This window comes from Pantoea sp. GL120224-02 (assembly GCF_900215395.1).
Taxonomy (GTDB): Bacteria; Pseudomonadota; Gammaproteobacteria; order Enterobacterales; family Enterobacteriaceae; genus Pantoea; species Pantoea communis.
The window spans coordinates 444,689-470,905 of sequence record NZ_OBEC01000001.1 but is presented as its reverse complement, the minus strand read 5'-3'; the positions used below and the strand labels follow the sequence as shown (position 1 = coordinate 470,905).

Here is a 26,217-nt window from a genome sequence, read left to right as displayed (position 1 = left end):
TGCGCCATGAATTTGTAAAGAATTATTTATATTTACTAAGATGTCTCAATCGGGGGCGTCTTAAAAATCCTTCTGCTCCTTGCCAGCAAAATTTAATAGGCAATAAAACATTATTTTTCAGATGGTTAATTGAAAGTTCTTTGACAATTTTCAGAGGAAACTGAGAGAAGGGATTCAGATGAGAAAAGAGAAAGCGCCGTCAGAACCAGACGACGCTTGAGACTATTGGTTAAGAAACTTGTCAAGAAATTGGCGGGTGCGTGCCTGCTGCGGATGGCTGAACAGCTCTTTCGCTGCGCCCTGCTCCACGATACGGCCCTGATCCATAAAGATCGCCCGATCGGCCACGTCACGCGCAAAACTCATCTCATGCGTAACGATCACCATGGTGCGTTTCTCCTGCGCCAGCGCGCGGATGGTATTCAGCACTTCACCCACCAGCTCAGGATCCAGCGCCGAAGTCGGCTCATCGAACAGAATCACTTCCGGTCGCATCGCCAGCGCACGCGCAATGGCGACACGCTGCTGCTGCCCGCCAGAAAGGCGACGCGGGAAGCTCTCCTCTTTGCCGTGCAGACCGACCTTCTCCAGCAAGCTGCGGGCTCGCGCCACGGCTTCTGCTTTCGGTTCACCCTTCACGATCACCGGCCCTTCAATGATGTTCTCCAGCACTGAACGATGCGGGAACAGATTGAAGTTCTGGAACACGAAACCCACCTGCTGACGCAAACGGCGAACCTGCTCTTTCTGCTTGTTGAGCCCGATACTGGCATCAATGGTGATATTACCCACCGTGACGCGGCCGCTATCGGGCACTTCCAGCAGATTGATACTGCGCAGCAAGGTGGTTTTCCCCGAACCGCTTGGCCCGATAATCGCCACCACTTCACCCGGTGCCACATCCAGATCGATGCCGTGCAACACGGTCTGGCCGTGAAACTGCTTGACCAGCTGACGTACTTCAATCGCACTCATTTCGCCTCCCGATCCTGTCGATTCACATGCGCTTCCAGGCGGTTTTGCAACGCCGACAGCACCGTCGCCATCACCCAGTAAATCAGCGAGGCAGCCAGATACATGGTGAACACTTCCAGCGTACGTGAGGTGATCAATTGCGCCTGACGGAACAGCTCCGGCACCTGAATGGTGGCCGCCAGCGAGGTGTCTTTCACCAGGCTGATAAAGCTATTACCAAGCGGTGGCAAGGCGGTACGTGCCGCTTGCGGCAGGATGACACGACGCAAGGTTTGCCATGGCGTCATGCCAATACTCGCCGCCGCTTCCCACTGCCCACGTTCAATCGCCGCAATCGCGCCACGCAGGGATTCAGAGGCGTAAGCGGCAGTATTGAGTGACAAACCGATCATCGCTGATGGGATAGGATCCAGCTCAATACCGAACTGCGGCAGGCCGTAGTAGATCATAAACAGCTGGGCGATCAGCGGCGTGCCACGAAAAATCGACACATAGATACGCGCCAGCCAGTTTACTGGCCAGAAATGTGACAGGCGCATCAGCGCCAGCACAAAGCCAAGTACCAGACCGAAGAACATCCCGCCGATACTCAGCTGCAGCGTGAACAGCGCGCCTTTGAGTAAGAATGGTGCTGAATCCAGCACCAGTTGTAAGCTTTCCTGCATTATTTAGTGACGTCCGCGCCGAACCATTTCTCAGAGAGTTTGCTCAGCGAGCCATCTTTCTGCATGTCTGCAATCGCTGCATCAATGGCTTTCAGCAGGTCGTCATTGCCTTTACGCAGCGCCACGCCGGATTCGAGTCGAGAGAAGGCCGGGCCCGCTACCGCCATGGTGTCGCCGGTTTTCTTCACCAGATCCAGCGCCGCTAAACGGTCCACCAGAATGGCATCAACACGACCTGAACGCAGATCCTGGTATTTGGTTGGGTCATCATCATAGGTACGGATATCGACGCCTTTGACGTTGTCACGCAGCCACTGTTCGTAGTTAGACCCCAGGCCGACACCGACTTTCTTACCAGAGAGATCCTCTGGCTTGGTGATGCTGCCAGCATTTTTCTTCATCGTCAGCGCCTGAACGCCAGAGATGGTGTATGGCGTGGAGAAGTCATACTTCTTCTTACGCTCGGGTGAAATCGTTACCTGATTGATCACCACGTCGATACGTTTAGAATCCAATGCCGCCAGCATGCCATCCCACTTGGTCGGTTTCAGATCCGCTTTGACGCCAAGGTGTTGCGCCAGCTCTTGCGCAAACTCCACTTCGAAACCAGTCAGCTTGCCGCTCTCATCCTGGAAACTGAACGGCGGATAGGTGCCTTCCAGACCCACGCGCAGCTCACCTTTGCTCTTCACCTGTGCCAGCAGATCTTCTGCGGCGAACGTTTTAACGTTAACGCCCGCGACCAGCGCGACCGCCATCATGCCCATCACCAGTTGGCGACGAATTGGAGAGAAAGCCATGTTTACCCCATTATTGTGATGTGTTGTGTGCTATGAGGCGGCGAAACCGGGATTTGCCGCCTTTTCGTTATTGGCGCTGCATTCAGGCCCATTTCAGGCCAGAACAACAGCTGCCGGATTATAAACCTTTTTTATCTTAGCCTTAGACCGAAGGATGATAAGCAAATAACGCAGGCGCGCCGCCAGTATGAATAAACAGCAGCGGCCCTTCACGACGGAAACGATTCTGCGCAATGCCATCTATCAATCCGGCCATCGCTTTACCGGTGTAGACCGGGTCCAGCATGATGCCTTCAAGACGCGCCAGCAGTTTCACCGCTTCCATGCCTTCATCATTAGGTTCACCGTAACGCGGCGCGAAATAGTCATCCCAAAGCGTGATCGGCGCGTGCGTCTGCACTTCCAACTGTTCAGCCAGCGCGCTGCGGATGCGCTCTACCACCGGCAACTGCGCGTCGACTTTGCGTGAAACCGTCACACCGACCAGCTCGGTATCAGGCAGCAACTGCTCAAGACCTACCGCTAAACCTGCATGGGTGCCGGCGCTGCCCGATGCAACCACCACAGCGGCGAAATCCACCACGCCTTCGCTTTGGTGCGCGATCTCCTGCGCACACTCCACGTAACCGAGCGCGCCCAGTGCGTTGGAACCGCCAACCGGCACAATATAAGGACGGAAACCCTGGGCTTCGAGACGTTCAGCCTGTTCGGCCAGCTGTTCAGTGGGGTTGTGCAACGCATCGACCATCACCACCTCGACATCCATCAGGTCGAGCATCAGGCGATTACCGTTGGTGAGGTAGTTTTCTGAGGTCGTGCCAATTGGATTTTCCAGCAGCGCCACACACTTGAGGCCAAGGCGCGCCGCCACCGCCGCCGTCTGGCGCACATGGTTGGATTGAATCGCGCCCGCCGTCAGCAGGACATCCGCGCCCTCGCGCAGCGCATCGGCCGCGAGGAATTCAAGTTTGCGCAGTTTGTTGCCGCCCATGGCCACAGGCGTGAAGTCATCACGCTTAATAAAGATATCGCGACCGAGATAATCAGAAAGCCGTGGCAGATGCTCAAGCGGCGTAGGTGCACCGAGTAATTCAAGACGTGGGAACTGGTGCAAGAGATGTAAAGACAATGCAGCCTCCATTCGGGCAATGTGCAATTATCCATACAGTGTTGCAGAAGATGAGAAAAGTCGCACCCGGAATTCTGCGAGTGCGTCCCCTGTTGCTGCTATGCTCAGCAACAACAAGGGCAGGATCACAATCAGCCCTGCTGCCAGCCTAAAAACTGGTCATATTTACGCAGTGCGATGCGGTAATTGTTGTTACCCGCATCCGGCAAATCGTTTTCCAGGCATTCATGCCAGCTGTTGCCCCGTAATCTGTCGGCCGGGAAATTTTTCGCTTTCAGCATGTCATCAAGACGACGCAGCCGCACCACATACTCGCGAATGGTGCTGTGACTCATCTCGGTCTGCTCAAACAGATACTGTTTGAACGCCATAATGTCGAAGTAATTAGGATGGGTATTACAAAAAATATCGCTGCAGAAACGACATAACGCGGTCAGTTCCGGCTGGAGTTTCATCCATACCTGGTCATCAATCATCTGGTCCATCCGCGCGATGGCCTCTTTATTGATGATCTGTCCACGAAACACTAACGCCATACGATCTAAAACTTTGCCACAATGTGAACAGTTGCTTTGGCTGTGTTTATAGTCTTTAAGATAACGACTTAAAGGTCTGGCTTTGGCTTTGGCTCCCATTGCTGAGTCCCCGGTATTTTTATTTTTTCGATGCCAGGTACTGAGTCTGTCAGCGCGCCCCCGCTAACCGGGCACGCAGGCGTTTAATCGCCTGACTGTGCAGTTGACTGACGCGGGATTCCCCCACTTCCAGCACTGCGCCAATCTCTTTCAGGTTCAGTTCTTCCTGGTAGTACAGTGTGAGCACTAATTTTTCACGATCGGGCAATGCCTCGATGGCTTCAATCACGCGATCACGCAGGTTTCCTTCCATTAACTGATGAAGCGGGTTGGCTTCTTCATGCCCCTCCGTCACCAGCTCCGCACTGTCACCGTGTTCTTCCCGATACTCGTCGTAGGAGAAGAGTTGGCTGTTATTGGTATCGAGCAGAATCTGCCGATACTCTTCCAGCGAAACATTCAACTGTTCAGCCACTTCCTGCTCAGTAGCCGAGCGCCCCAACGCTTGTTCTACCTGATGCATAGCACCGGCCACCTCGCGCGCATTACGACGCACGCTACGAGGTGCCCAGTCGCGGCTGCGCAGTTCATCCAGCATCGCCCCTCGGATTCGCTGCACGGCATAGGTGGTAAAGGCGGTGCCTTGCAGCGCGTCGTAGCGCTCCACGGCATTCAATAAACCAATGCCACCGGCCTGCAGCAGATCGTCAAGCTCAACGCTGGCTGGCAAACGTACCTGCAAGCGCAACGCTTCGTGTCGCACCAGAGGAACGTAGCGCTGCCAGAGCGAATGTTTATCCATCACGCCTTCGGGCGTATAGAGATCGTTCACGATGACTACCCTGCGTTAATAAAGTTATCGGCATGATTATCCAATTCTGTAGGGGTTTCGATTGGCAGAATAGGCGGGCAAAAGCGAGGTTATTTCAAATTTGTTATGGATGGCGGTGGAATACACCGCCATTCAGGGTTTCTTTAGCGCAGGTTTTTTAGCCGTAGCCGCGTGCCAGGCGGCACCGCGTCCCACAGAGCACAGGTTTTGCCATCAAGTATCTGATAAAAATCGCTAATCGGCGCTTCTGTTTCCAGTGCCGGATTAAACATCACCTGCCCGGTTTCGGCGTTAATGCTTATCATTTTGTTGATAAACAGACGCTGTAAGTCACTGCGCAGGAACAATCCGTTATCGACGCTGTTATCGGCAAGAAAACCTTCTTCATTTTCCTGGGTATCGATATAGCAGGCCTCCACCCACGGCCAGCTGTGACGTTCCGTGAGCTGCGTGCCGGTAATAATACAGGCGCCATAGCGCGCTTTAACGGCTGAATTAAACTCTGCCTGGCTGGCTCGCTGGAACACTTTCGCCTTTACGCGCCGCCCGACTTCTGTGCCTGGCATCACTGCTGTCGGCACTTTATGCTGCGGCGTACTCAGCACCACCAGAAACTGAATTTTGCGCGACAGTGGGAAGCAAGGGTGCGCATGGGGATCGAACAGCTGCCAGTACTCCTCCTCTTCCGTCTGTCGCATCAACACCAGCTTGAAGCCCCGACTGGTGAGCAGGTTCTGCGCTTCTGCCGAATTCGGATCCAGCATGGCGTACACCTGGGTTTCACCCACCACCTTCCAGCGCCCTTCCTTTTTTATTTCATCGTTACGGCGGAAATAAAGGAAAGCTTGTTGGCTTTTGAGATAGTGCTCAAAACGACGCAGATAGTTTTTGCGCTCGTTATCGTCAGAGACGAACAGCAGATCCTCCAAGGGACTGTTGATCTCCTCCTGCGCGAACACTGCACGGATCACCAAATTGCGAAAGCTGGTCGACGGGCTCAGCAACCCGCGTGCGGTGAGTTCTTTCTCATCAGGATGCTGCTGCGCATAGCGCAACGCGATCTCTTCGAAGGTCAGTAGCTCACCCGGTAACAAGTCATAATTGAAGCGCATAGACACCCCAGAAACAGAAAAAAGTCGTGCGAAAAAATTGGAATGATTCTGGGGAAGTTATCGGCAATTCTGTGCGGGACTGTAACAGGGTGGTTACTTTTTTGGGGTTATAGGGGGATGGGGGAAATTAATCAAATCAGTAGAGTTTAATTTGCCTTATAACAACAGGAGATCTGGTTAATAACGCGACTCCTCACCTAATGGAGAGGAGTCTTTGAGACTAACAATTACGATGGGATAAGTTTGAAGCGCTCAAGCATAAGATCCATATAAACACGATCTATACCAGATTTGATCCTAAACACACCCGCATCTTCTGCTTTCTCAACGGTATCCAGGAATTCAAGCACAGAATGGTAATCGCGGCGGCTCCAAAAATCATGAATGAATATCAGCGTCGCTGATTCATCTTCCTGGCTATCTAGTGCATGTTTAATAGCATTTAACGTACAAGCGACACGAAAACGCCCATCAACAAGAATGAAATCGAAAGCCTCGACATGCTGATGAATTGCTTCACTGTAAAGAGGGAATTTATCCTGATGAGAATCATTAACTGGATAACCCCACTCTTTGGTCGGGCCAATATCCACATAGTCCACTCGACATAACGAACCGGCTTCTTTATGCAAAGTTTCTACCCAAAACTTATCACTTTCGACGCCATATACCTGAACACCCTGTCGCGTCGCCAGCTTGGTGGACCCGCCACTACCAAATTCAAAGTAACGCCTGGACTGCTTTACGTACCGCTCAAAGAGTTCCGTTTCCGCAACAGACATCCGAGGCATCTCCGGGATAATGCTAACCGGTTGCTTATTCGGAGACTCGACATCCTGCACGCTGGCCGCATCATGGTGATTGCTAAGATAAGCACGCGCGCGTTCTGTTGAAGTCATAGTCAACACACGACTAGCCTCATCGCGCAACTCATACCCCGCATGAAGAATAAAAGCTAACTTTTCCCTTTGTGCATTAGTGATGGCGGTTAGTCGCGCATCATTAGGCATGAACAGAAGCTGTGCAGCTAACATCCGTGATGACGCAAGGGCCTGAATTCCCTCAACCACTGCTGGCTCACCATACTCAATGTTGTGAAGACTGTGGAAGGTAAAACCTTGCTCTGCCAGAGTTGACAACAATTCATTAAATCCAATCTGTCCTTGGTGCGAAGATTCAAAACTAAAGCGCACAGCAAGCAAAAGTGTGCTTTGCAGAATCTTCTGCCCATTATTGAACACACTGCGCAGATTGAAGCGGCTATCGGCAATAAACCATTCAAGACGATTGAGCCCATGGATGTTGTCGAGTTTTGATGATGGCATTTTCAGTTCAGCGATAACTTTTTGAGGCACCCATTCGCTGCTGTCATTATCGTATGCGAGAGTTTTCAGATCGCTGCTATAGCGCTCATTCAGACATATGTACACTGGCGTTTCTTCACCATCCCCCAGTAAGTGCGTTTTGATATGCTGTAATGATTTGCGATTAAGTGGCAAATGGTTTTCCTTCACTTCGCCAATCGCATCCATTATTACGCAGTGCAGTGCTTCCGTTGCAGTAAGTTTGAGAAATTTCTCACTCCGAGTCATAACTGCGCCGTAATCCATTAGCATAACTTTGCCGTCAAGCTGGAACTCAAATTCTCCGCTTTGAACTGAAACTACAGGATTAGTATTGACCTCTGGGTGTGTCAGATAAATAGGTTGACTGCTGCCAGCAAACTGCGGCAACGTCCCTTCAAATAGCGACAATGCTGCTGGTGTGCAACCATCACAGTAATGTTGCCAGACAGCGCGCATGGCATCTGAGAATCCCTGGGCAAAGCGCTTACCATCACATACTGGCGAAACTAGCAAAATATCGCGTAAGTGCTGACGAATAACACTGAGACTGTTAATGTCCTGAGTGAGCCCCACAGCGATATTAACATATTGTTGTGCGCTATCTGCTACGAGTTCAGCCATACCGGCGTGAACCAAGTGCGAGGCTGAATGACGACCAGCAAAGGTAGGGCCAGGTAATGTCACTACCGGTACCCCCATCGCCATCGCTTCACATGTAGTCAAGCCACCCGAGTAAGGCCATGGGTCCAGCGCAATATCCACATCGTTATAGCTGCTCAGCAGTTCGCGATGGGGAGAAGAACCTTCCAAAATAACGCGTTCACGCTCAACACCATACGATTCTAATATTGAAAATGTGCGCTCTCGGAGTGTGACATTTTTAAAGTTGAAGCTTTTCAAAAACAAACGAGAATTGGGTACTTGATTTAATAAATTCGCCCATAATTCGAGTAGAGGCTCATTGATTTTTGACGCATTATTAAAGCAACCAAATGTAATGAATCCGTTTTTGATGACAGGAGGCTCACTCAATGCAGGCAAGTAATAAGGGGGATCATAACAAATATAGTCACCCGGCAATCGAATCAGTTTTTCCGTATAAAGACCATCCGAGCCTTCAGGCGTTTCAACATGATCACTGAGCAAATAATCCATATTTTCGATGCCAGTACTGCTTATTAATCCACCAACCCATTTAATCTGAATTGGTGCTACACCTTTTTGAAACAACTGCATGCGGCTGTTAGCGTTGTAACCACAAAGATCAAATAAAATATCGATTTCATCTTCTTCGATAATTTTCTCTACTGTAGCATCAGTTAAACCATCGATAACTTGCCATTTCTTACAAATACGTTGAATACTATTTGTGACATGATCTTCGTTAAAATTAGTGCTGTAAGCATAGATATCAATATGTGCCTCAGGCAGATGGGATAAACCAATTGTAATCATGTTCCCTACTGGATGAGAACGAAAACCGTCGGAAATCATACCGATACGTAATGTCTTATTCTGTGACTTATTTTTAGCCTGACGACGTCGATGATTTACTGGTGGTGAAAAATATCGCTGCCAATTTTGGCAAAGCTCCAGTATTTCCTCTGCAGTTTTCTGAGGATTATAGTGTGAACCCACAATATGATTAAAAAAAGTGATCGCGTTGGTTTTAGTTAATTCACAACTACGCTGATAGGCCAAGTCCATCTTGTCGAAATCTGCAAGATCCTGGTAAATCATCCCCAAGTTATTCCAGTAGAGCCAGTTATCTGGATCCTCTTCTGCCAATGTCTGGAAAGCGATGATCGCCGGCTCATATTTTTTTAATTTTTGCAAAACAGTCGCTAGCAATGAACGTAATGGGCGTGATGCTTCTTTATTTAATTTAACAATGGCACCCTGAAGAAACAATTCTGCTTCTGCAAAGCGTTCACGTCGATAAAGAAGGTTCGCTTTAGCATATAGCGCCTCATCATAATCAGGCATAAAATGCAACGCTTTGTTAAGACTTTCTTCCGCCTGGAAAAAATCTCCGATTCTCTCCTGAGCGCGCGCTGATATTACCCACAGCAGAGGATTATTCTTATCATGACATAATAATTCCTTAGCTAAAATGAGCGCTTCTGCAGGTTTCTCAGAAAGCAAATCCACCGCGCGATGAATTTTAATCTTCGCTTCAGTAGTCGTTGTTTTGGTCGGAACAGCTTGACTGGAAAAGGTCTTTTTCATATGCGCACTTAAACGTTGATGAGTTCCGTAGCAAGTTAGAGACGCTTCTCCAACCTACCATCACTTATTAACAGTTTAAAAAACACAAAAAAAAATAACGGGTGTAATACCCGTTATTTTTAGCGCTATTTAAGCGGATTGAAAGTTTAGATTTACTGAAGCAGAGACAGTACGTTCTGTGGAGTCTGGTTAGATTTTGACAGTACTGAAGTACCCGCCTGCTGGAGAATCTGCGCGCGGCTCATGTTAGAAACTTCGGTCGCGTAATCAGCATCTTCGATACGGCTCTTAGCAGCAGTGATGTTAGTGACAGTGCTGTTCAGGTTGTTAACCGTTGATTCGAAGCGGTTCTGGCTCGCACCCAGTGAAGAGCGCAGTGAGTCAACATCAGAGATGGCTTTGTCGATTGAAGATAACAGTTTAGTGGTGACAGTAGCGGTAGCAGCTGTAGTACCGGTCGCAGCGGTATAAGAAGCCAAGATACCGCCAGTTGCTGCACCAGTAGAACCTTCAGTGATACCAGACAGTCCAGAAACGCCAGAGAACAGAGTAGTAGAATCAATTTTCTTCAGTGAAATGCCGATAGTTTCGTTGTCTTTCGCGCCAACCTGGATGTTCAGAGTCTGGCCAGAAGTCAGTACTTTGATGCCGTTGAAGCTGGTCTGTGCAGATACGCGGTTGATTTCTTTAACGCGGTCAACGATTTCGTTGTTGATTGATACCAGGTCATCACCGGAGTTGGTGCCGTTGTTAGCCTGAACAGTCAGCTCACGAATACGCTGCAAGTTGGTGTTTATCTCGTTCAGTGCGCCTTCAGTGGTCTGCGCCAGTGAGATACCGTCGTTGGCGTTACGTGAAGCCTGAGTCAGACCTTTAACCTGTGCGGTCATACGGTTTGCAATTGCCTGGCCAGCAGCGTCGTCTTTCGCGCTGTTGATACGCAGACCTGAAGACAGGCGCTCGATAGCGGTGCTCAGCTGGGACTGAGATTTGTTCAGGTTGTTCTGGGTAATCAGTGAAGAGATGTTAGTATTAATAACGGCCATGATAACAGTCCTTAATCAAGTTTGGGTTTCTTGAAACACGCTGAGGCGTATCTCGCAGTCAAAAAGGGTATCGGCAGGGTTTTCAAAGGCTTTAGAAAAAAAGAATAAATAATATATAAACCTTACAAAACAATAAGATGAAAAAACATTGAGCTGACTGTTATTCCTGCATACCCGAAGTTTACTCCTTTTAGTCACCTATAACCCTTATTCAGCAACCGCGCTGGCATCCTTCATGTTCTTCCTTATATATAGAGATTTTTTCTGCAGGCATCTTTTTTTTCAATCGATAGAAACAAGAAGAGTTATAGGGGCAACTCGACCAATTAAGCGAAAAAAACAGGCGTAAACTTCTGCTCCATCTTGCCGATAAAACCAGAACATTTAATCGTTCGAGGAACGTGTCATGGCATCGATCAGTAATCTGGGTGTGGGTTCGGGACTGGACCTTAGTACCTTATATGACAATTTAGAAACGGCTGAGAACTCAAAACTCACCACCATCACTACACAGCAAACCACTGTGCAGAGCAAGATCACGGCGATTGGTCAATTACAGAGCGCTTTGGCGGCACTGCAAACGGCTACGGATGCGTTAAAGAAAACCGATACGTTAAATGCTACAGCGGTATCCAGTACTAACACCGCTTTCAGTGCCACCACGGCAAGCGGCGCTGTGGCGGGAACCTATAGCGTAAAAGTTGATCAGGTTGCGGCAGCGCAAACTCTGATTTCTGGGGCGATTACCGATGCCACGAAACTAGGCAGCACCACCGGCTCAACACGTACCATTACCATCTCTCAAGGCAGTGGCGATCCGGTTAAAATTACGCTGTCCGACAGTGAGACTTCGCTGACTAACGTCGTTAAGGCCATCAATAACAGTGGTGCGAACGTTTCTGCTACCACGATTAAAGGCAGTGATGGCAGCTATCGTTTGCTGCTCAGCTCGAAAGAGACTGGCACGGATAATGACATTACTCTCAGCGTGGATGGTGATGACACGCTGCAAAGTGCCATTGGTTACGATAGCAGTACGGGTACTGGCGCATTATCCGTCCAGACGGCTTCGGCGAATGCCAAACTATCAATCAATGGCATTGACGTTGAAAGCAGCAGCAATACCATTGATGACGCACTTGGTGGCGTCACCCTCACGCTGAAATCGACTTCATCCAGCGCTGAAAATCTGGTGGTGGATAAATCCGTTGATTCTGTTAAGACCGCCATCAACAGTTTCGTGACGGCCTATAACAAAGTGCGTTCGGTTGTCGCCAGCGTCACGAAATATACTGCCGTCGATGCCGGTGCAGACCAGTCTACATCGAACGGTGCGCTGCTGGGTGATAACACCGTGCGCACGGTTTCAAACCGTCTCAGCAGCCTGCTCACCTCGGCGCAAAGCGACGGTAGTATCGCGATTCTGGCACAAATGGGTATTACCATTGACCCTTCCGTCTCCAGCTCCGGTGTCACAGGTAGCCTGGTAGTGGATGACACCAAACTGACGGCGGCATTAACCAATAATTCAGCAGCGGTCACGCAATTTTTTATCGGCGACGGTGAAAAAACTGGCCTTGCTACTCAGATGAGCAGCACCCTCAGTACCATGCTGAGCACCACTACGGGCAAAGAAGGCATCATTAAAACCGCTACTGATGGTTTTAATACGCAAATCTCGGAGCTGAGCGATCGCTACGACAAAATGCAGGAACAGATTGATGCCACCATGGCACGCTATAAGACACAGTTCACACAGCTGGATACGCTGATGTCATCGCTGAACGCGACCTCGTCTTACCTGACACAACAGTTCAGCTCATCAAGCAGCAGTAGTAGCAGCAGTTAAGGAGTTACATTATGTACAACCAGTCAGGTGCCACTGCTTACGCGCGTCTTGGCGTTGAGAGTGCGGTAATGAGCGCCAGCCAGAACCAACTGGTAGTGATGCTATTTGATGGCGCGTTAAGCGCCTTAATCCGCGCGCGTTTATTTATGCAGGAAGGAAATGTCGAAGGCCGCGGCATGTCCCTGTCAAAAGCCATCAATATTATCGAAAACGGTTTGAAACAAGGGCTAGTTGGGCATGAGGATGATGAGCTTGCTGACAATCTTCACTCACTCTATGACTACATGGTACGCCGCCTAATCAGCGCAAATGTGCATAGTGATTTAGCAGCAGTAGAAGAAGTAGAAAATTTACTGCGCAACATTGCTGATGCCTGGAAAGAAGTTGTACAACCTCAATAATTTGGGATGCTGTTTACTATGACAATGACACCGCAACTGATGACCATTTACCAACAGTTACTCGATCTCAGCCAGGGAATGCTGCGACTGGCAGCAGATGGCGAATGGGATGATTTAATCATAAAAGAAATGGACTACGTCAGTGCGGTGCAAAGGCTGGCACAAACAACTGAATCTACACCGCCATCGAATCAGATGCAGGATCAGTTACGTCCGGTTTTACGTCACATCCTGGATAATGAAAGCGAAGTTAAACGTCTGCTGCAAATGCGTATGGACGAATTGAGACGTCTGGTCGGCCAGTCATCGATGCAAAAGTCGGTGATGAGCGCGTACGGCAAGCAAGGCAATGTCTATCTGCCACAGAATTAATTCGCGGCGGGCTGAATGAAAAACGGGTGAGCTGATGCTCACCCGTTTTTATTTGGAACTGTGCTCACAAAATCACTTCTGCGCAGGGACCGACACCGGCTCCATAATCTGCGGCTGAATATCCTGAATCACCGCATCCTTCGGACGCTTCGCCACTTCTTTCAGCGCCTGCTGGCACTCAACAGTGGGTTGGTCGACCTTACGCATGCGCAAGCCGTCATAACGCAGTTCACCGTTCTCCAGCGTCAGCGGCATCACGCGCACCTGACGCGTCACGTTGACCCACTCATCGCTCAGGCGGGTTAACTTGCCTGGCTTGGCAATTACGCGCTGCCACTGGCGGCAGTCCAGCGTGTCGCCTTCTGCACCGATGATCAGGCTGCCCATCGCCTGGCCACTGATCAACTTGCTCTGCGGTCCGACAGTCTGCCAGTTACCTTGCAATTCCACTGGTGCCGGGGTTTTTACCGCTTCATCGTAATTGCTGATTTGCGCACATCCGCTCAAGCCCAGCGCGGCCAATACCATCCACTTTTTCATTCCTGGTCCCTACACTCGCCTCAATGGCGGCTACGTTATAATTTTTCGCGTAAGTTACGCAAGGAATCTCGGCGAAAACCCGGCTGAGCCTGACAAGACACTTCGCGCACGTTACACTAGCGCGCAAGTCGATAAGCAGGAAATTCGCATGAAAACCCCAGAAGAGTATTACGCCCAGGCACGCACGATGTTTTTTGCCGCGCACGCCGATTTTCAAGCCGCGCTGGATGAACTAACCGAGAGCGACGCGCGCGCGGCCAACTTGTCACTGCGCCAACTGCGTGAGTGGCACGCTGAGCGCATTTATGCCGCATTCTTACGCCAGAAAAAGCTGGATGGCATGCTGTTTTCCATCCAACTGGCAGAGCCTGATAAAGCGGTTGCTGCTGAAGCGATTGAAACTTACCTGAAATCTCATGCGGAAGCGCTCGGCATGACGTGGGAAGAGTTTTGCATCAAGAACGAACTTTAAGCGCAGCGGCCCTAAAAATATATCTCAAACATACCTCCAACCACACAAATCGGCAAGGAAAAAGTTGTACAAGTCAGCCGGAGTTGTATAACTTGTATCTGACGGCTTCGGTCGTAGATTGTCCTTGAACGAAGGTGCTATTGCGCCGCCTCTGGAGGAGTTGCTGGATTTCCCTTCCAGAGGTAGTATTTTTTTGCTTACCCCTCGCGCTCAATCCCTTTCACTTCCACATAACTTGCCACCGCCAATAGACGATTGATGTGCGTCAGCAGCAGATCCACATCTGACTGTAAAAATTGCTGCCCGGCACGCGATGCGGTCAAAATGGCATCCTGAACGGTGTCGCTGATCGTTAAGTTATTATCCTGCTTCGCCTGAATCAATAAGGCCGCAATCAGTAATGACTGTGCCTCAACCTGCGCCACCAACTCTTTTGCTTCCGTATCCATTTTTGCCATTTTCAACAAAATATCGATCACCAATTGACGCATGTTTACCCCCTAAAAAAGCCAATTCGCTTTGTAACGCTGTTGAGTATCAGTGCAAATCCCGCTAACTGTATCTCAGATAGAAAAATATTCTTACCTATAGGGCTTAGAGCCTTGCCACTGTTTTTATTTACAGTAATATGACGCACCCTCTTTGAAGAATGGACTGCCCTGATGTTTGTGGAGTTGATTTACGATAAACGCAACGTTGCCGGTTTACCAGGCGCACGTGAGATGATATTGCAGGAGCTTGAGAAACGCGTGCAACGCGTGTTTCCTGAGATCGAGGTACGCGTCAAGCCAATGGAGCGAAACGCCATTGATACCGATCTGAGTAAGAATGATAAAGCGACGGTGGCACGTATTGTCGAAGAGATGTTCGATGAATCAGACATGTGGCTGGTGGCCGATTAAGCCACCAGCGCGGGGGAACTTAGCTTTCTTGCTCGCTGTGATTGATGGCGATCTCTAAATCCTGAATCGCCAACTCAATATCATCTAACAGCTGTCCCTGCTTGTTGAGCAGCGTGTCAAAACGTCCCGCATACTCTTTGTCTTTGTACTCGCCTGCATCAAATGCCAACCAGTGGCTGGATAGCGTCTCAGTATTGGTCTGCGCATAGTGACGCATCTCTTTTAACTGGGAGGTGACATCACGCAGGTAGTCAGTTTTGGTTTTGATTGCCTCTGTATCACTCATGCTATCTTCCTTTTCGCTAATTAAACCCGTTTAAATAACGTTTGAATGATTAAAGTTAGTAGAAAATAGCGAGACCGCATTAAGAATAATCGGAAGATGAAAAGGCGACCCGAAGGCCGCCTGAGGACTACAGATACTTGCGCGCCAGGGCGATCAGCTCATCCTTTGCCGCCACACCTAACTTCTCAACCCCACTTTCGACAAAGTTAAATGCCTGAGTGAAGTCCTTCACGCTGGCGTTGATGTCCTGACTGACAGCATCCGTACTCACTCCCACGACAGGCTGCCCAGCGAGATCCCCGAGGGTAGAAGCCGATGACGGCCCGGCGCTGGCAGAACCGTTTGCCAGGGGATCAGGCGTGGCCAACTGCTGGCTAAGATCCGTCGCATCCGTAGCCGCCGCAGCTTGAGCCCCGCTGCCAGCGTTCGCGGCTGGCGTTGAGGTGTCCGGCGCGGGCACGCTGCTTGCTGTAGACAATGAAACGTTCGGAGCTGGCGCATTGCTCTCGGCGGGCACTGAGACGTCAGGTGCTGGCGCACTGCTTATCGCTGGCGTTGTGGCTTCCTGCCCTGCCGCGCTGCTAAAGGCTGCCGTTGAGGCATCCGCAGCGGGCGCACTGCTTGCCACCGGCACCGCCACCTCATTCGCAAAACTCTCTAACGGTGACAGCGTGCTGGCATCCGGTGTTGCCGTTGCTGCACTATTTTCGATTACAGTTTGGTCGCTCATAATTTTCTCCTTCTTGCTTAATAAAGACCACAGTCGGCCGAAGCTGGCTGCAATCCGCTCGGTAATACTCATCCTGGCCTCCTTAATGCGTCGATTCGGGTGGCGCGTCTTCCCCCACAACCTGCTTCACTTTGTCCGCCGTTTTGTTCGCGGTGCGGTCCGGCAAGCCATCGAGTTTTTTCTGCAATGTCACCAGTTGGCTGGTCAATTCCGCCACCCGCGCTTCCCGGCGATCAGAGATCGCACGATACTGCTGTCGGATATCCTCCACCCGCCGGTTGGCGCTGTTATTCACGAAAACGAACATAATGGTCATTGCCGCACACAGTAGCGACAGCATCAGCAGCAGACCGCCAAGCAGCAGCTGACGCCGATGGCCGCGTACTGAAAATTCACTGTTTATCTGCACCATCGCGACTCTCCTCTAAGGTGGTGATCAGTTGATTGATCTGACTGCGGAATTTATCGCTGTGATCAGATTCCGTGGTGGCTAACAGAATGCCCAGCGCGTTCTTAATCAGCCGTAGATCGGTCTCCAGCGAAGAGATGCGCCGCAGATTCTTGTCGTGGCGAATACGCAGGTCATCGTTCTCCTGGCGCATCAGCGCGTGGCTCTCTTTGAGAAGCATCACCTGCTCTTTGTAGCTGGTGATGATCTCGCCGCCGGCGCGATTGCTGGTGACGATGGCCGCGATGCCGGCCATTAAGGGTTTCCAGAACACAGCTGCCGCACCGCCACCGAGAAGCAGCGCACCGACGCTGCTCACCAAACTACTTTCCATGCCTCACCTCTCTTCACTGGCAAGGGAGCCGCCTGAAGAACATGTTGTCCGCCCTTGCCAGTTGCGCGGCCAACACCAGAATTTAAGTTTACTTTAATTAATTTATTTAAGTATACTTAAGTAAAACCCAACAGAGTTGTCAAGATGATGAAAAAAGAATCTGCAGGTGAACGCATTCGCAGCCGTCGTAAAGCGCTGAAGCTCACGCAGTTAGTGGTGGCAAGTGGCATTGGCGTGTCACATGTCGCTGTTTCACAATGGGAAAAAGATGAGACGGTCCCGCGCGGCGAGAACCTGTTGCGGCTGGCAGAACTGCTGCAATGTACGGCAGCATGGATAATTGATGGCGAGGGCGAGGTGTTTGCCGCCCCGCTTAACGTCAGTGGTGTCAGTGCTCTGCCGTTGATCACTCTGGCGCAAGCGGCTGCGTGGATGCAGGAGCAACGCTTATTGATTCAGCAGCAGACGACCCGCTTTCTCTACAGCGATAGTAGACTGAGTGAATCGGCGTTGGCGATCACCCTGGAGGATACCGCCATGCAACCTGACTACCGACCCGGCGATACGCTGATATTCGATCCTGCCGTTAATCCACAACCGGGTGATGTGGTGCTGGCACACATCAATGGCGAGGTTCTGATACGTATTTATCGCCTGATGGCCGAACAGCATGACGAGCAAATTTTCTCGTTGCGGCCGTTGAATGACGATTTTCCTGTGCATGCATCGTCGGAGAAAAGGATTGAATTAATTGGAACTATGATGGAAATGCGCCGCTATCGCGCCAGATAAGAGAATGCAAAAAACCCGCCTATGAGCGGGTCAAAACCAGCAAAACTACGGCAATTATTACAAAACGTCGGTCAAATGATCGACGACAACCCTCCCGTGCACATCCTTCTGCGTAATGCGATAGTTAACACAATATGAGCGGCGGTTGCAGAGCTTATCGAACAGCGTCACGCTGCCTTTTTGCTTGCCGTCTACGCTTACAATATGCCATTCAGTGACATCTTCCTGACCGCGGTTGTTGAGTCTTAATACGCTCTGTTCAACTAAACGGTCGCTATCATCAATCTTTAAATAGTCGCGTAACATTATGCTCACCTCTGGTTAACGAGGGTCAAGATACGCTTTTTATTTATCCATTCAATCGAAATTATTTATCGTAAATACTCCCCCGGAGCAATTAATTAACAATTCGATTTGACGCCGTTTCGCTAGCCGTTTCGGTTAACTCATTAATTGGAAAATACTTTACGATTCGAGTCTGTATTGGTGGACAGCCCCCGCCCCAGGCCTGCTAATGTAGACGCCACAATAAAAAAGTTGTTCGGACAATCGCTATGCTCACCACCATCATTTATCGCAGTCACCTCCATGATCATGTTCCTATCAAAACCCTTGAAGACATGGTGGCGAAAGCGAATAACAAAAACAGCTCGCACGATGTCACAGGCATTCTGCTATTTGATGGACTGCACTTCTTCCAGTTACTTGAAGGGCCCCGTGACGCTGTGCAGGGTATTTATGATCGCATTTGCCTGGACGCCCGCCACCACAATCTGGTGGAGTTGATGCATGACTTTGCTCCCGCTCGCCGCTTTGGCAAAGTGGGTATGGAGCTGTTTGATTTACGCGAGCATGATAAATCCATGGTGCTGCAAGCCGTGTTAGACAAAGGCACCTCTCGCTATCAACTGACCTACGATGATCGCGCGTTGCAGTTCCTGCGCACCTTTGTTATCGCCCGTGATAAAGAGAACTATTTTGAAATCCCCGCAGCCAGCACCTGGGAATTTATTGCGGATGAGCCATCTCGTACCCTTCAGGATGAAGTCATTGACTCACTGAAAGAGTGCCACTTCGCCTTTCAGCCGATTATCGATCCGTTCGCACGCCGCGTGGCATCGTATGAGGCGTTAATCCGTACCCCGAATGGCGGTTCGCCAGGCGAATACTTTTCTGCCTTCGGTGGCGAGGCTGTTTATCATGCGGATATTCAGTCTAAAAAACTGGCGTTCGAACTGGCGAAAAAGTTAGGTATTGGCGAACACAGTATCTCCATCAACTTGCTGCCAATGTCCCTGGTCACGGTTCCTGATGCGGTGGATTTTCTGCTGACGCAGATTGAAGCCAATGGTTTGGTCCCCGAGCAGGTGATTGTTGAAGTCACAGAAAATGAGATCATCTCGCGCACCGATGAGTTTGCGGCACAGGTGCGCAAACTAAAATCGGCGGGTATCAGTCTGGCCCTGGATGATTTTGGTGCGGGCTTTGCTGGCCTGTCACTGTTATCAAGATTCCAGCCGGACAAAATTAAGATTGATCGTGAGCTGATTAGCGATGTGCATAAAAGCGGTCCTAAACAGGCCATTTTGCATGCCATCATTAAGTGCTGTAACTCGCTGGAGATTGCGGTGATTGCAGAGGGCGTGGAGAAAGCCGAGGAGTGGATGTGGCTGGAAGCGGCAGGCATTAGCCAGTTCCAGGGGTATCTGTTCGCGCGTCCGCAGTTAAATGGTTTCCCGGCTATCGCCTGGCCGGAAATCAAATAGCGAACGGTTAGAGAGAATAAAAAAACCGCCTTTAACCGGCGGTTTTTGCATTTAAAGCGGGAAGTAACCCGGTGGTAATAATCGATCGCTGATGACCTGGTAGTTCATCAACTTAAAAGAACTTAAGGTGATGGGCACGGCAACGCAGGGACGGTACCAGCCAAATTGCTTTATATATCGCCAGACTTCTGGTGGGTTATCTTTATCTCTAACCCAGTAATAACCTTCTTTCATTCTTACACGCTTCTTGTCGCTGCAGCACTTACTCAACACTCCTCAACGCCTCGCGTGATGCGCATGTTGCACACCGAGTTCCCTGCTCTGACGAATGCTTACCTAAGGCCCACACTTTAGCATATCGAGCGCGCAATTGATCAGTAAGTGATTGTTTTATTTAGCGCTTCGCTTATCGACACCGATATTAACGGCATAAAAAAAAGCCGCATTCGCGGCTTACTCAGGCATCAATAATAGGTGACATCAATGGTGCCGTACTGCCTGTCCGTGACTTGCCCTTCGGCATCAGTGGTTACGGTATCGCAACGGAAAGGAACATCATTCTTATACTGGCATTGCGTGGTAACCGTCTTGCTTTGCTCGTTTCTTTGCACCGTCGTCACCACATCGGATATCTTTTTTGCGTCCGTATCATGTTTGGCACTGGCGCGTGACACTTCCTCATCGCCCTTCTTAATACTCAACAGCGTCATATCACCGACGTTATTGTAGGTCAGATGGAATTTAACATCGGAGGCGGGAGAGGAGATTTGATCAACCCAACCCTGATCGTTATAGCCAATATCCACCGTCATGCTAGGAGTGACTTTTTTTATTACCGCGCACTGCTTATTCAGCGTGACGACCACATCCTGACCGTTTTCGCTGCCCGTCAGTTGATCGCCTTCGCGCGTCACTTCGGTGATCTGCCCGGCTTTGTCGATGGATTTCACATGGGCAATGCAGCCTTGCCCATCGAAGGCGATATCGACATCAAAGATTGGCGTGTCGTCGGCGCTAAACAGGCGCTGATGCGTGCTTTTGACTTTGCCGGGAATAGCTTCGAACTGATAGAGGTAAGCGTAATTTTTCATCTGCGGTGCAAAGTCCGCATTTTTATTATCACAGCCGGATAGCATGATCGTTGCCATCAGCAGCAGCAGGGTGGGCTTCACGTGAGAATCCTCTTCTCGATATACGCTGTGTGTCAGGCCAGCATCATGCCGCTGTTACTGAAAAAGATAAATGCTTTCCCGCCTGACACCGCAACAATCTTTGCAGCCACTACACCTGCATATTCATGATATCAGTGTACGCCGATACCAGTTTGTTACGCACCTGAATCCCCATTTGCATGGAAATGGAGGATTTCTGCAGATCGACCATCACATCGTTTAACTGGATGCCCGGTTTGCCCATTTCAAAATCCTGTGCCTGGGTGCGCGCGGCGGTTTGCGTGTCGCTGATCTTATCCAGTGCTGCTTTCATGGTGGCACCAAAATCTACCTGATTGGTTGACTCGGCCTGCTTGCCGCTGGCCTGTAACGACGTTAACTGCAGCTGCTGCAACACACCATCAATTGCCTGAATCGACATTGCCTGTACCTCATTAAAGAAGGGTTTAAATTTTCACGCTGCAAAAGTTAACACACTGTCAATAGGACAAAGGCGCTAAATAAACGTAAAAAACCCAGCTTATCCAGCCATCGAAGTGACCCGATTCATCAATAATGCCAGCCATAAGATTGGAATTTCATTTAAGACGTTGCTTCAGGGAGTCTGTTTTGTCACCACAACTAACCCGGTCAATTATGTCAGGCAGGAATCGGTCATGAATGCGAGTGCAGCCGCCACACAAGATACCGCAAAGAAAGGTTTCAATGACCTTCTGGCTCGCCTGCGCGCCAATCCGCGAATTCCAATCATTGTTGCTGCCGCTGCCGCTATCGCAGTGGTTTTTGCCTTGGTGCTGTGGGCTAAAGCCCCTGACTATCGCGTGCTTTATAACAACCTCTCCGATGAAGATGGCGGCGCGATTGTTACCCAGCTAACGCAAATGAACATTCCTTACCAGTTCGCCGAAAACGGCGGTGCCTTGATGGTGCCTGCCGATAAGGTACATGAACTGCGTCTGCGCCTGGCGCAACAGGGGCTGCCGAAAGGTGGCTCTGTTGGCTTTGAGCTGATGGACAAAGAGAAGTTCGGCATCAGCCAGTTCAGCGAGCAGATCAACTACCAGCGTGCGCTGGAAGGTGAGCTGGCTCGCACCATTGAAACGCTCGGCCCGGTCAAGAGCGCGCGCGTGCATCTGGCGATGCCAAAACCTACGCTGTTCGTGCGTGAGCAGAAAGCGCCTTCGGCCTCCGTGACATTGAACCTGCAACCGGGTCGCGCACTCGATGAAGGCCAGATTCAGGCCATTCAGCATATGGTGTCGAGCAGCGTCGCCGGTCTGCCGCCTGGCAACGTGACCGTGGTGGATCAGGCCGGTCGTTTGCTGACCCGTTCTGACAGCGAAGGTCGTGACCTGAATGATGCACAGCTGAAGTACGCGTCTGAAGTGGAAGCGCGTTATCAGCAGCGTATCGAAGCCATCCTGAATCCGATCGTTGGCCAGGGCAATGTGCATGCGCAGGTGACAGCGCAGATCAACTTTGACCGCAGCGAACAAACCGACGAGAAGTACAAACCGAACGCCGATCCGAACAGCACGGCGATTCGCTCGCGTCAGACTAATACCAACCAGCAGAATGGCAGCCCGTACCCAGGTGGCGTGCCGGGTGCGTTGTCGAATCAACCTGCCCCTGCGAATACTGCACCGGTTAACAATCCGCAGCAGCAAAATGCCAACGGCCAGAATGCGAATGGCCAGAACAACGCGGCAAACAATAACGGCACCACAACCAGCACGCAGCAAAGCAGCGGCCCGAGCAGCTCAAGCCGTAACGACACCGTGAACTACGAACTGGACCGCACCATTCGCCACACCAAGGTCAATGTGGGCGATGTGCAGCGTCTGTCGGTGGCCGTGGTGGTGAACTACCGTGATGACGGCAAAGGCAAAGCCGTTGCACTGAACGATCAGCAGATCAAACAGATTGAAGACCTGACCCGTGAAGCGATGGGCTACTCGCAGAATCGTGGCGACAGCGTCAACGTGGTGAACTCGCAGTTCAACATCACTGAGCCGACTGGCGGTGACCTGCCGTTCTGGCAGTCGCAAGCCTTCTTCGACATGTTGATGAGCGGCGGTCGCTGGCTGCTGGTGGCGCTGGTTGCCTTCATCCTGTATCGCAAGCTGGTGCGTCCACAGCTGATGCGTAAGAAAGCGCAGGAGCAAGCGGCAGCAGAAGCAGCGGCAGCGCGTGCGGAAGCGCTGGAATCTGAAGAAGCTTACAGCGTGCAGCTCAGCAAAGATGAGCTGGATCAAGAGCGTAAATCAAATAACCGCATGAGCGCCGAGGTGATGAGCCAACGCATCCGCGATATGTCTGAAAACGATCCGCGCGTTGTAGCGCTGGTTATCCGCGAATGGATGAGTAAAGAACTATGAGTCTGACCGGTACTGAAAAAAGCGCCATTCTGATGATGACCATTGGCGAAGAACGTGCGGCCGAGGTATTCAAACACCTCAACCAGCGTGAAGTGCAGCACCTGAGCGCCGCGATGGCGGGAATGCGTCAGGTGTCGCACAAGCAGCTAACCGAAGTGCTGCGCGAGTTTGAGGCGGATGCCGAGCAGTTTGCTGCGCTGAGCCTCAACTCCAATGACTACCTGCGTTCGGTGCTGGTGAAAGCTTTGGGCGAGGAGCGCGCCTCCAGCCTGCTGGAAGATATTCTCGAGAAAAACGAGACCACCAGCGGCATGGAAACACTCAACTTTATGGAACCTCAGGCAGCGGCCGACCTTATCCGCGACGAGCATCCGCAGATTATCGCCACCATCCTGGTGCACCTCAAACGTGGCCAGGCCGCAGATATTCTGGCGCTGTTCGACGAACGCCTGCGTCACGACGTGATGCTGCGTATTGCCACCTTCGGCGGTGTACAGCCAGCGGCGCTGGCAGAACTGACCGAAGTCCTGAACGGTCTGCTGGATGGTACCAACCTCAAGCGTGCGAAGATGGGTGGCGTGAGAACCGCAGCCGAAATTATCAACCTGATGAAAACGCAGCAGGAAGAAGCGGTTATCGAAGCGGTACGCGACTTCGACGGCGAGCTGGCACAGAAGATCATCGACGAGATGTTCCTGTTCGAAAACCTGGTGGAAGTGGACGATCGCAGCATCCAGCGCCTGCTGCAGGAAGTGGAGTCCGAACAGTTGCTGATCGCCCTGAAAGGTGCCGAACAGCCGCTGCGCGAGAAGTTCCTCAAGAACATGTCAGCGCGTGCAGCCGATATCCTGCGCGACGATCTGGCCAACCGTGGTCCGGTGCGTATGTCGGCCGTGGAGAACGAACAGAAAGCGATCCTGCTGGTGGTCCGTCGCCTGGCAGAATCCGGCGAAATGGTAATTGGTGGTGGCGAGGAAACTTATGTCTGATGCCTTTTCCGCCCGTGCGTGGCAGCGCTGGCAGCCTGATGATTTAGGCAGCACCTTCAAAGTGGCGGAAGAACTGCCGCAGGAAGAGCCGGCTGTGGATGTCGAAATGAGTGCCGAAGCTGAGCAACAGCAGATGCTGGAGCGCATGCAACAGCAGATGCGCAAAGATGCACAGACGCAAGGTTACAGCGAGGGCTATCAAAAGGGTTTTGCCGAGTCACAGCAGAACGGTTACGACGCCGGTTTCCAGCAGGGACTCGCCGATGCCCAACAGCAGCAGGCGCCCTTACAGGCGCGCATGCAGCAGTTAGTCACCGAGTTCCATCACACGCTGGAAGCGCTGGATAGCGTCATCGCCTCACGTCTGATGCAGCTGGCCTTGGAAGCGGCGCGCACGGTGATTGGCCAGGCCACACAAGTGGATGGCACCGCCCTGCTGCGCCAGATTCAGCAGCTGATTCAACAAGAACCCATGTTCAGCGGCAAACCGCAGCTGCGCGTGCATCCTGATGATTTACAGCGCATTGAGCAGACACTGGGCCCGACGCTGGATCTGCACGGCTGGAAACTGCTGGCCGATAATTCACTGCATCCCGGCGGCTGTAAACTCAGCGCCGAAGATGGTGATCTCGATGCCAGCGTGGCAACCCGCTGGCAGGAACTGTGCCGTCTGGCCGCACCGGGGACCTTGTAATGACCTCGTCGCGTCTTTCCCGCTGGCTTGGCGCACTCGATGCCTTCGAGGATCGTATTTCGCAGGTGCAAACCGTGCGCCGCTATGGCCGTCTGACCCGTGCTACCGGTTTAGTACTGGAGGCCACCGGGCTGCAACTGCCGCTCGGTGCGACCTGCATCATCGAACGTCACGACGGCAACAACATCACTGAAGTGGAAAGTGAAGTGGTGGGTTTCAACGGTCAGAAACTGTTGATGATGCCGCTGGAAGAAGTGGACGGCATTTTGCCGGGTGCGCGCGTTTATGCCCGTTTTAGCGGTGACAACGCACAAGGCGGTAAACAGCTGTTGCTTGGGCCAGAACTGCTCGGCCGCGTGCTGGATGGCGCAGGCAAACCGCTGGATGGTTTACCTGCCCCGGACACCGGCTATCGTGCGCCATTGATCACCGCCCCGTTTAACCCACTGCAACGTACGCCAATCCACGATGTACTGGATACCGGCGTACGGGCGATCAACGCCCTGCTGACTGTCGGACGGGGTCAGCGTATGGGCCTGTTTGCGGGTTCCGGCGTCGGTAAGTCGGTGTTGCTTGGCATGATGGCGCGTTATACCAAAGCCGATGTGATTGTGGTTGGCCTGATCGGTGAACGTGGCCGTGAAGTCAAAGAATTCATTGAGAACATCCTCGGCGCAGAAGGCCGTGCACGCTCGGTGGTGATCGCCGCACCGGCTGACGTTTCGCCGCTGCTGCGTATGCAGGGTGCCGCGTATGCGACACGCATCGCGGAAGATTTTCGCGATCGCGGCCAGCACGTGCTGCTGATCATGGACTCCCTCACCCGCTACGCCATGGCGCAGCGTGAAATCGCCCTGGCGATTGGCGAGCCACCGGCCACCAAAGGTTATCCGCCTTCCGTGTTCGCGAAGCTCCCCGCCCTGGTGGAACGCGCCGGTAACGGCACCCACGGCGGCGGTTCGATTACGGCTTTCTATACCGTGCTTACCGAAGGTGACGATCAGCAAGACCCGATTGCCGACTCGGCGCGCGCCATTCTTGATGGTCACATTGTATTGTCGCGCCGTCTGGCCGAAGCCGGTCACTATCCGGCGATTGATATTGAAGCCTCAATCAGCCGTGCGATGACCGCGTTAATTGATGACACCCACTACGCGCGTGTGCGTCAGTTCAAACAACTGCTCTCCAGTTTCCAGCGCAACCGCGATCTGGTGAGTGTAGGCGCGTATGCCGCTGGAAGCGATCCGATGCTCGATAAAGCCATCAAGCTTTACCCGGAGATGGAAGCCTTCCTGCAACAGGGTATTTTCGAACGCAGCGACTATGACGACGCCAGTCTGCACCTGCAGGCCATTTTCGGCTAGCGCGAGCCCAAGCGAGGTA

General features: G+C 51.6%; 30 protein-coding genes. 11 read left to right on the top strand and 19 right to left on the bottom strand.

The window, feature by feature from the left end:
• Positions 1–222: 222 nt before the first annotated feature.
• The 9 genes from tcyN to CRO33_RS02105 all read right to left on the bottom strand — a co-directional run bounded on the left by tcyN (position 223) and on the right by CRO33_RS02105 (position 10,709).
• Positions 223–975: an L-cystine ABC transporter ATP-binding protein TcyN gene (tcyN, locus tag CRO33_RS02145; RefSeq protein WP_034824347.1), complete on the bottom strand. Its 753-nt coding sequence runs from the start codon at positions 973–975 to the stop codon at positions 223–225.
• The gene (gene tcyL / locus CRO33_RS02140; protein ID WP_045815117.1) at positions 972–1,640 is read right to left on the bottom strand and encodes a cystine ABC transporter permease; all 669 of its coding nucleotides are present in this window, start codon (positions 1,638–1,640) and stop codon (positions 972–974) included. Before tcyL ends, tcyN begins: the two co-directional genes overlap by 4 nt.
• Positions 1,640–2,440 carry a cystine ABC transporter substrate-binding protein gene (gene tcyJ, locus CRO33_RS02135; protein WP_034824352.1) on the bottom strand — a complete coding sequence of 267 codons (801 nt, stop codon included), beginning with the start codon at positions 2,438–2,440 and terminating at the stop codon, positions 1,640–1,642. Before tcyJ ends, tcyL begins: the two co-directional genes overlap by 1 nt.
• Positions 2,441–2,582: 142 nt before the next feature.
• Positions 2,583–3,569, bottom strand: coding sequence for a D-cysteine desulfhydrase (locus CRO33_RS02130; RefSeq protein WP_097117246.1), 987 nt, complete (start codon positions 3,567–3,569; stop codon positions 2,583–2,585).
• 131 nt (positions 3,570–3,700) lie between these two features.
• On the bottom strand, positions 3,701–4,204 hold the full coding sequence (gene fliZ, locus CRO33_RS02125; protein ID WP_034824353.1) for a flagella biosynthesis regulatory protein FliZ: 504 nt from the start codon (positions 4,202–4,204) through the stop codon (positions 3,701–3,703).
• 49 nt (positions 4,205–4,253) lie between these two features.
• Complete coding sequence (locus CRO33_RS02120; protein ID WP_038646384.1) at positions 4,254–4,976, bottom strand: RNA polymerase sigma factor FliA; 723 nt, start codon at positions 4,974–4,976, stop codon at positions 4,254–4,256.
• A gap of 143 nt (positions 4,977–5,119) precedes the next feature.
• Positions 5,120–6,088, bottom strand: coding sequence for an HNH endonuclease signature motif containing protein (locus tag CRO33_RS02115; protein ID WP_097116807.1), 969 nt, complete (start codon positions 6,086–6,088; stop codon positions 5,120–5,122).
• Positions 6,089–6,315: 227 nt separating this feature from the next.
• Positions 6,316–9,663, bottom strand: coding sequence for an O-linked N-acetylglucosamine transferase, SPINDLY family protein (locus tag CRO33_RS02110; RefSeq protein ID WP_097116806.1), 3,348 nt, complete (start codon positions 9,661–9,663; stop codon positions 6,316–6,318).
• Between the two features lie 152 nt (positions 9,664–9,815).
• A complete protein-coding gene (locus CRO33_RS02105) occupies positions 9,816–10,709 on the bottom strand; it encodes a flagellin N-terminal helical domain-containing protein (protein ID WP_097116805.1) in 894 nt (297 codons plus the stop codon).
• 406 nt (positions 10,710–11,115) lie between these two features.
• Here CRO33_RS02105 and fliD point away from each other — a divergent pair, with 406 nt between their 5' ends.
• From fliD to fliT, 3 genes are read left to right on the top strand one after another with little or no spacing between them, the layout of a single operon-like run.
• Complete coding sequence (fliD, locus tag CRO33_RS02100; protein WP_097116804.1) at positions 11,116–12,558, top strand: flagellar filament capping protein FliD; 1,443 nt, start codon at positions 11,116–11,118, stop codon at positions 12,556–12,558.
• A gap of 11 nt (positions 12,559–12,569) precedes the next feature.
• Positions 12,570–12,959 (top strand): flagellar export chaperone FliS, encoded by a 390-nt coding sequence (fliS, locus tag CRO33_RS02095; RefSeq protein WP_097116803.1) that lies wholly within the window; start codon positions 12,570–12,572, stop codon positions 12,957–12,959.
• A gap of 18 nt (positions 12,960–12,977) precedes the next feature.
• Positions 12,978–13,331, top strand: a complete 354-nt coding sequence (gene fliT, locus CRO33_RS02090; protein ID WP_097117245.1) for a flagella biosynthesis regulatory protein FliT — start codon at positions 12,978–12,980, stop codon at positions 13,329–13,331.
• A gap of 72 nt (positions 13,332–13,403) precedes the next feature.
• Here fliT and yedD read toward each other — a convergent pair whose 3' ends face one another.
• Complete coding sequence (gene yedD, locus CRO33_RS02085; RefSeq protein ID WP_058959874.1) at positions 13,404–13,871, bottom strand: lipoprotein YedD; 468 nt, start codon at positions 13,869–13,871, stop codon at positions 13,404–13,406.
• A 148-nt stretch (positions 13,872–14,019) separates the two neighbouring features.
• Here yedD and CRO33_RS02080 point away from each other — a divergent pair, with 148 nt between their 5' ends.
• Positions 14,020–14,343, top strand: coding sequence for a DUF6388 family protein (locus CRO33_RS02080; RefSeq protein WP_034824381.1), 324 nt, complete (start codon positions 14,020–14,022; stop codon positions 14,341–14,343).
• Between the two features lie 197 nt (positions 14,344–14,540).
• Here the strand turns inward: CRO33_RS02080 and iraP are convergent, their stop codons facing one another.
• A complete protein-coding gene (gene iraP, locus CRO33_RS02075) occupies positions 14,541–14,834 on the bottom strand; it encodes an anti-adapter protein IraP (protein ID WP_058959875.1) in 294 nt (97 codons plus the stop codon).
• A 171-nt stretch (positions 14,835–15,005) separates the two neighbouring features.
• Between iraP and CRO33_RS02070 the strand changes: the two genes are divergently transcribed.
• Positions 15,006–15,245, top strand: a complete 240-nt coding sequence (locus CRO33_RS02070) for a DinI-like family protein (protein WP_097116802.1) — start codon at positions 15,006–15,008, stop codon at positions 15,243–15,245.
• 19 nt (positions 15,246–15,264) lie between these two features.
• On the opposite strand, the gene CRO33_RS02065 is transcribed toward CRO33_RS02070, so the two are convergent.
• From CRO33_RS02065 to CRO33_RS02050, 4 genes are all read right to left on the bottom strand, one after another.
• Entirely contained in the window at positions 15,265–15,531 is a 267-nt protein-coding gene (locus tag CRO33_RS02065; protein WP_034824391.1) for a hypothetical protein, read from the bottom strand.
• 127 nt (positions 15,532–15,658) lie between these two features.
• Entirely contained in the window at positions 15,659–16,261 is a 603-nt protein-coding gene (locus CRO33_RS02060; RefSeq protein ID WP_141398991.1) for a hypothetical protein, read from the bottom strand.
• Positions 16,262–16,343: 82 nt separating this feature from the next.
• Positions 16,344–16,673, bottom strand: coding sequence for a hypothetical protein (locus tag CRO33_RS02055; RefSeq protein WP_097116800.1), 330 nt, complete (start codon positions 16,671–16,673; stop codon positions 16,344–16,346).
• On the bottom strand, positions 16,654–17,043 hold the full coding sequence (locus CRO33_RS02050; protein ID WP_097116799.1) for a hypothetical protein: 390 nt from the start codon (positions 17,041–17,043) through the stop codon (positions 16,654–16,656). Before CRO33_RS02050 ends, CRO33_RS02055 begins: the two co-directional genes overlap by 20 nt.
• A gap of 144 nt (positions 17,044–17,187) precedes the next feature.
• On the opposite strand from CRO33_RS02050, the gene CRO33_RS02045 reads away from it, so the two are divergent.
• Positions 17,188–17,835 (top strand): helix-turn-helix domain-containing protein, encoded by a 648-nt coding sequence (locus CRO33_RS02045; RefSeq protein WP_097116798.1) that lies wholly within the window; start codon positions 17,188–17,190, stop codon positions 17,833–17,835.
• Positions 17,836–17,892: 57 nt separating this feature from the next.
• Here CRO33_RS02045 and CRO33_RS02040 read toward each other — a convergent pair whose 3' ends face one another.
• A complete protein-coding gene (locus tag CRO33_RS02040; RefSeq protein WP_038646357.1) occupies positions 17,893–18,141 on the bottom strand; it encodes a hypothetical protein in 249 nt (82 codons plus the stop codon).
• A 248-nt stretch (positions 18,142–18,389) separates the two neighbouring features.
• Between CRO33_RS02040 and CRO33_RS02035 the strand changes: the two genes are divergently transcribed.
• Positions 18,390–19,601 carry a diguanylate phosphodiesterase gene (locus tag CRO33_RS02035; protein ID WP_097116797.1) on the top strand — a complete coding sequence of 404 codons (1,212 nt, stop codon included), beginning with the start codon at positions 18,390–18,392 and terminating at the stop codon, positions 19,599–19,601.
• 51 nt (positions 19,602–19,652) lie between these two features.
• Here the strand turns inward: CRO33_RS02035 and CRO33_RS24355 are convergent, their stop codons facing one another.
• The 3 genes from CRO33_RS24355 to fliE form a co-directional block, all read right to left on the bottom strand.
• Complete coding sequence (locus CRO33_RS24355) at positions 19,653–19,835, bottom strand: hypothetical protein (RefSeq protein WP_045815127.1); 183 nt, start codon at positions 19,833–19,835, stop codon at positions 19,653–19,655.
• A 230-nt stretch (positions 19,836–20,065) separates the two neighbouring features.
• Positions 20,066–20,773 carry a YnfC family lipoprotein gene (locus CRO33_RS02030; RefSeq protein WP_097116796.1) on the bottom strand — a complete coding sequence of 236 codons (708 nt, stop codon included), beginning with the start codon at positions 20,771–20,773 and terminating at the stop codon, positions 20,066–20,068.
• A gap of 109 nt (positions 20,774–20,882) precedes the next feature.
• A complete protein-coding gene (gene fliE, locus CRO33_RS02025; RefSeq protein ID WP_034824419.1) occupies positions 20,883–21,194 on the bottom strand; it encodes a flagellar hook-basal body complex protein FliE in 312 nt (103 codons plus the stop codon).
• 235 nt (positions 21,195–21,429) lie between these two features.
• Between fliE and fliF the strand changes: the two genes are divergently transcribed.
• The 4 genes from fliF to fliI are packed head-to-tail and all read left to right on the top strand — an operon-like array spanning position 21,430 to position 26,198.
• The gene (gene fliF / locus CRO33_RS02020) at positions 21,430–23,151 is read left to right on the top strand and encodes a flagellar basal-body MS-ring/collar protein FliF (RefSeq protein WP_097116795.1); all 1,722 of its coding nucleotides are present in this window, start codon (positions 21,430–21,432) and stop codon (positions 23,149–23,151) included.
• Positions 23,148–24,140, top strand: a complete 993-nt coding sequence (fliG, locus tag CRO33_RS02015; RefSeq protein ID WP_034824425.1) for a flagellar motor switch protein FliG — start codon at positions 23,148–23,150, stop codon at positions 24,138–24,140. The genes fliF and fliG overlap by 4 nt, the downstream gene beginning before the upstream one ends.
• On the top strand, positions 24,133–24,834 hold the full coding sequence (fliH, locus tag CRO33_RS02010) for a flagellar assembly protein FliH (protein WP_034824427.1): 702 nt from the start codon (positions 24,133–24,135) through the stop codon (positions 24,832–24,834). The genes fliG and fliH overlap by 8 nt, the downstream gene beginning before the upstream one ends.
• Positions 24,834–26,198 carry a flagellar protein export ATPase FliI gene (fliI, locus tag CRO33_RS02005; protein WP_097116794.1) on the top strand — a complete coding sequence of 455 codons (1,365 nt, stop codon included), beginning with the start codon at positions 24,834–24,836 and terminating at the stop codon, positions 26,196–26,198. The genes fliH and fliI overlap by 1 nt, the downstream gene beginning before the upstream one ends.
• The last annotated feature ends 19 nt before the right edge of the window (positions 26,199–26,217 follow it).

What these genes read in the sequence shown, in the direction of transcription:
- tcyJ (WP_034824352.1), bottom strand. Translation starts at nt 2,440, where the DNA reads ATGGCTTTCTCTCCAATTCGTCGCCAACTGGTGATGGGCATGATGGCG.
- CRO33_RS02055 (WP_097116800.1), bottom strand. Translation starts at nt 16,673, where the DNA reads ATGGTGCAGATAAACAGTGAATTTTCAGTACGCGGCCATCGGCGTCAG.
- fliS (WP_097116803.1), top strand. Translation starts at nt 12,570, where the DNA reads ATGTACAACCAGTCAGGTGCCACTGCTTACGCGCGTCTTGGCGTTGAG.
- fliG (WP_034824425.1), top strand. Translation starts at nt 23,148, where the DNA reads ATGAGTCTGACCGGTACTGAAAAAAGCGCCATTCTGATGATGACCATT.
- CRO33_RS02060 (WP_141398991.1), bottom strand. Translation starts at nt 16,261, where the DNA reads ATGAGCGACCAAACTGTAATCGAAAATAGTGCAGCAACGGCAACACCG.
- CRO33_RS02065 (WP_034824391.1), bottom strand. Translation starts at nt 15,531, where the DNA reads ATGAGTGATACAGAGGCAATCAAAACCAAAACTGACTACCTGCGTGAT.
- CRO33_RS02045 (WP_097116798.1), top strand. Translation starts at nt 17,188, where the DNA reads ATGATGAAAAAAGAATCTGCAGGTGAACGCATTCGCAGCCGTCGTAAA.
- iraP (WP_058959875.1), bottom strand. Translation starts at nt 14,834, where the DNA reads ATGCGTCAATTGGTGATCGATATTTTGTTGAAAATGGCAAAAATGGAT.
- tcyN (WP_034824347.1), bottom strand. Translation starts at nt 975, where the DNA reads ATGAGTGCGATTGAAGTACGTCAGCTGGTCAAGCAGTTTCACGGCCAG.
- yedD (WP_058959874.1), bottom strand. Translation starts at nt 13,871, where the DNA reads ATGAAAAAGTGGATGGTATTGGCCGCGCTGGGCTTGAGCGGATGTGCG.
- CRO33_RS02035 (WP_097116797.1), top strand. Translation starts at nt 18,390, where the DNA reads ATGCTCACCACCATCATTTATCGCAGTCACCTCCATGATCATGTTCCT.
- CRO33_RS02110 (WP_097116806.1), bottom strand. Translation starts at nt 9,663, where the DNA reads ATGAAAAAGACCTTTTCCAGTCAAGCTGTTCCGACCAAAACAACGACT.
- CRO33_RS02080 (WP_034824381.1), top strand. Translation starts at nt 14,020, where the DNA reads ATGAAAACCCCAGAAGAGTATTACGCCCAGGCACGCACGATGTTTTTT.
- fliT (WP_097117245.1), top strand. Translation starts at nt 12,978, where the DNA reads ATGACAATGACACCGCAACTGATGACCATTTACCAACAGTTACTCGAT.
- fliZ (WP_034824353.1), bottom strand. Translation starts at nt 4,204, where the DNA reads ATGGGAGCCAAAGCCAAAGCCAGACCTTTAAGTCGTTATCTTAAAGAC.
- tcyL (WP_045815117.1), bottom strand. Translation starts at nt 1,640, where the DNA reads ATGCAGGAAAGCTTACAACTGGTGCTGGATTCAGCACCATTCTTACTC.
- fliH (WP_034824427.1), top strand. Translation starts at nt 24,133, where the DNA reads ATGTCTGATGCCTTTTCCGCCCGTGCGTGGCAGCGCTGGCAGCCTGAT.
- fliI (WP_097116794.1), top strand. Translation starts at nt 24,834, where the DNA reads ATGACCTCGTCGCGTCTTTCCCGCTGGCTTGGCGCACTCGATGCCTTC.
- CRO33_RS02040 (WP_038646357.1), bottom strand. Translation starts at nt 18,141, where the DNA reads ATGTTACGCGACTATTTAAAGATTGATGATAGCGACCGTTTAGTTGAA.
- fliF (WP_097116795.1), top strand. Translation starts at nt 21,430, where the DNA reads ATGAATGCGAGTGCAGCCGCCACACAAGATACCGCAAAGAAAGGTTTC.
- fliE (WP_034824419.1), bottom strand. Translation starts at nt 21,194, where the DNA reads ATGTCGATTCAGGCAATTGATGGTGTGTTGCAGCAGCTGCAGTTAACG.
- CRO33_RS02050 (WP_097116799.1), bottom strand. Translation starts at nt 17,043, where the DNA reads ATGGAAAGTAGTTTGGTGAGCAGCGTCGGTGCGCTGCTTCTCGGTGGC.
- fliD (WP_097116804.1), top strand. Translation starts at nt 11,116, where the DNA reads ATGGCATCGATCAGTAATCTGGGTGTGGGTTCGGGACTGGACCTTAGT.
- CRO33_RS24355 (WP_045815127.1), bottom strand. Translation starts at nt 19,835, where the DNA reads ATGAAAGAAGGTTATTACTGGGTTAGAGATAAAGATAACCCACCAGAA.
- CRO33_RS02115 (WP_097116807.1), bottom strand. Translation starts at nt 6,088, where the DNA reads ATGCGCTTCAATTATGACTTGTTACCGGGTGAGCTACTGACCTTCGAA.
- CRO33_RS02105 (WP_097116805.1), bottom strand. Translation starts at nt 10,709, where the DNA reads ATGGCCGTTATTAATACTAACATCTCTTCACTGATTACCCAGAACAAC.
- CRO33_RS02070 (WP_097116802.1), top strand. Translation starts at nt 15,006, where the DNA reads ATGTTTGTGGAGTTGATTTACGATAAACGCAACGTTGCCGGTTTACCA.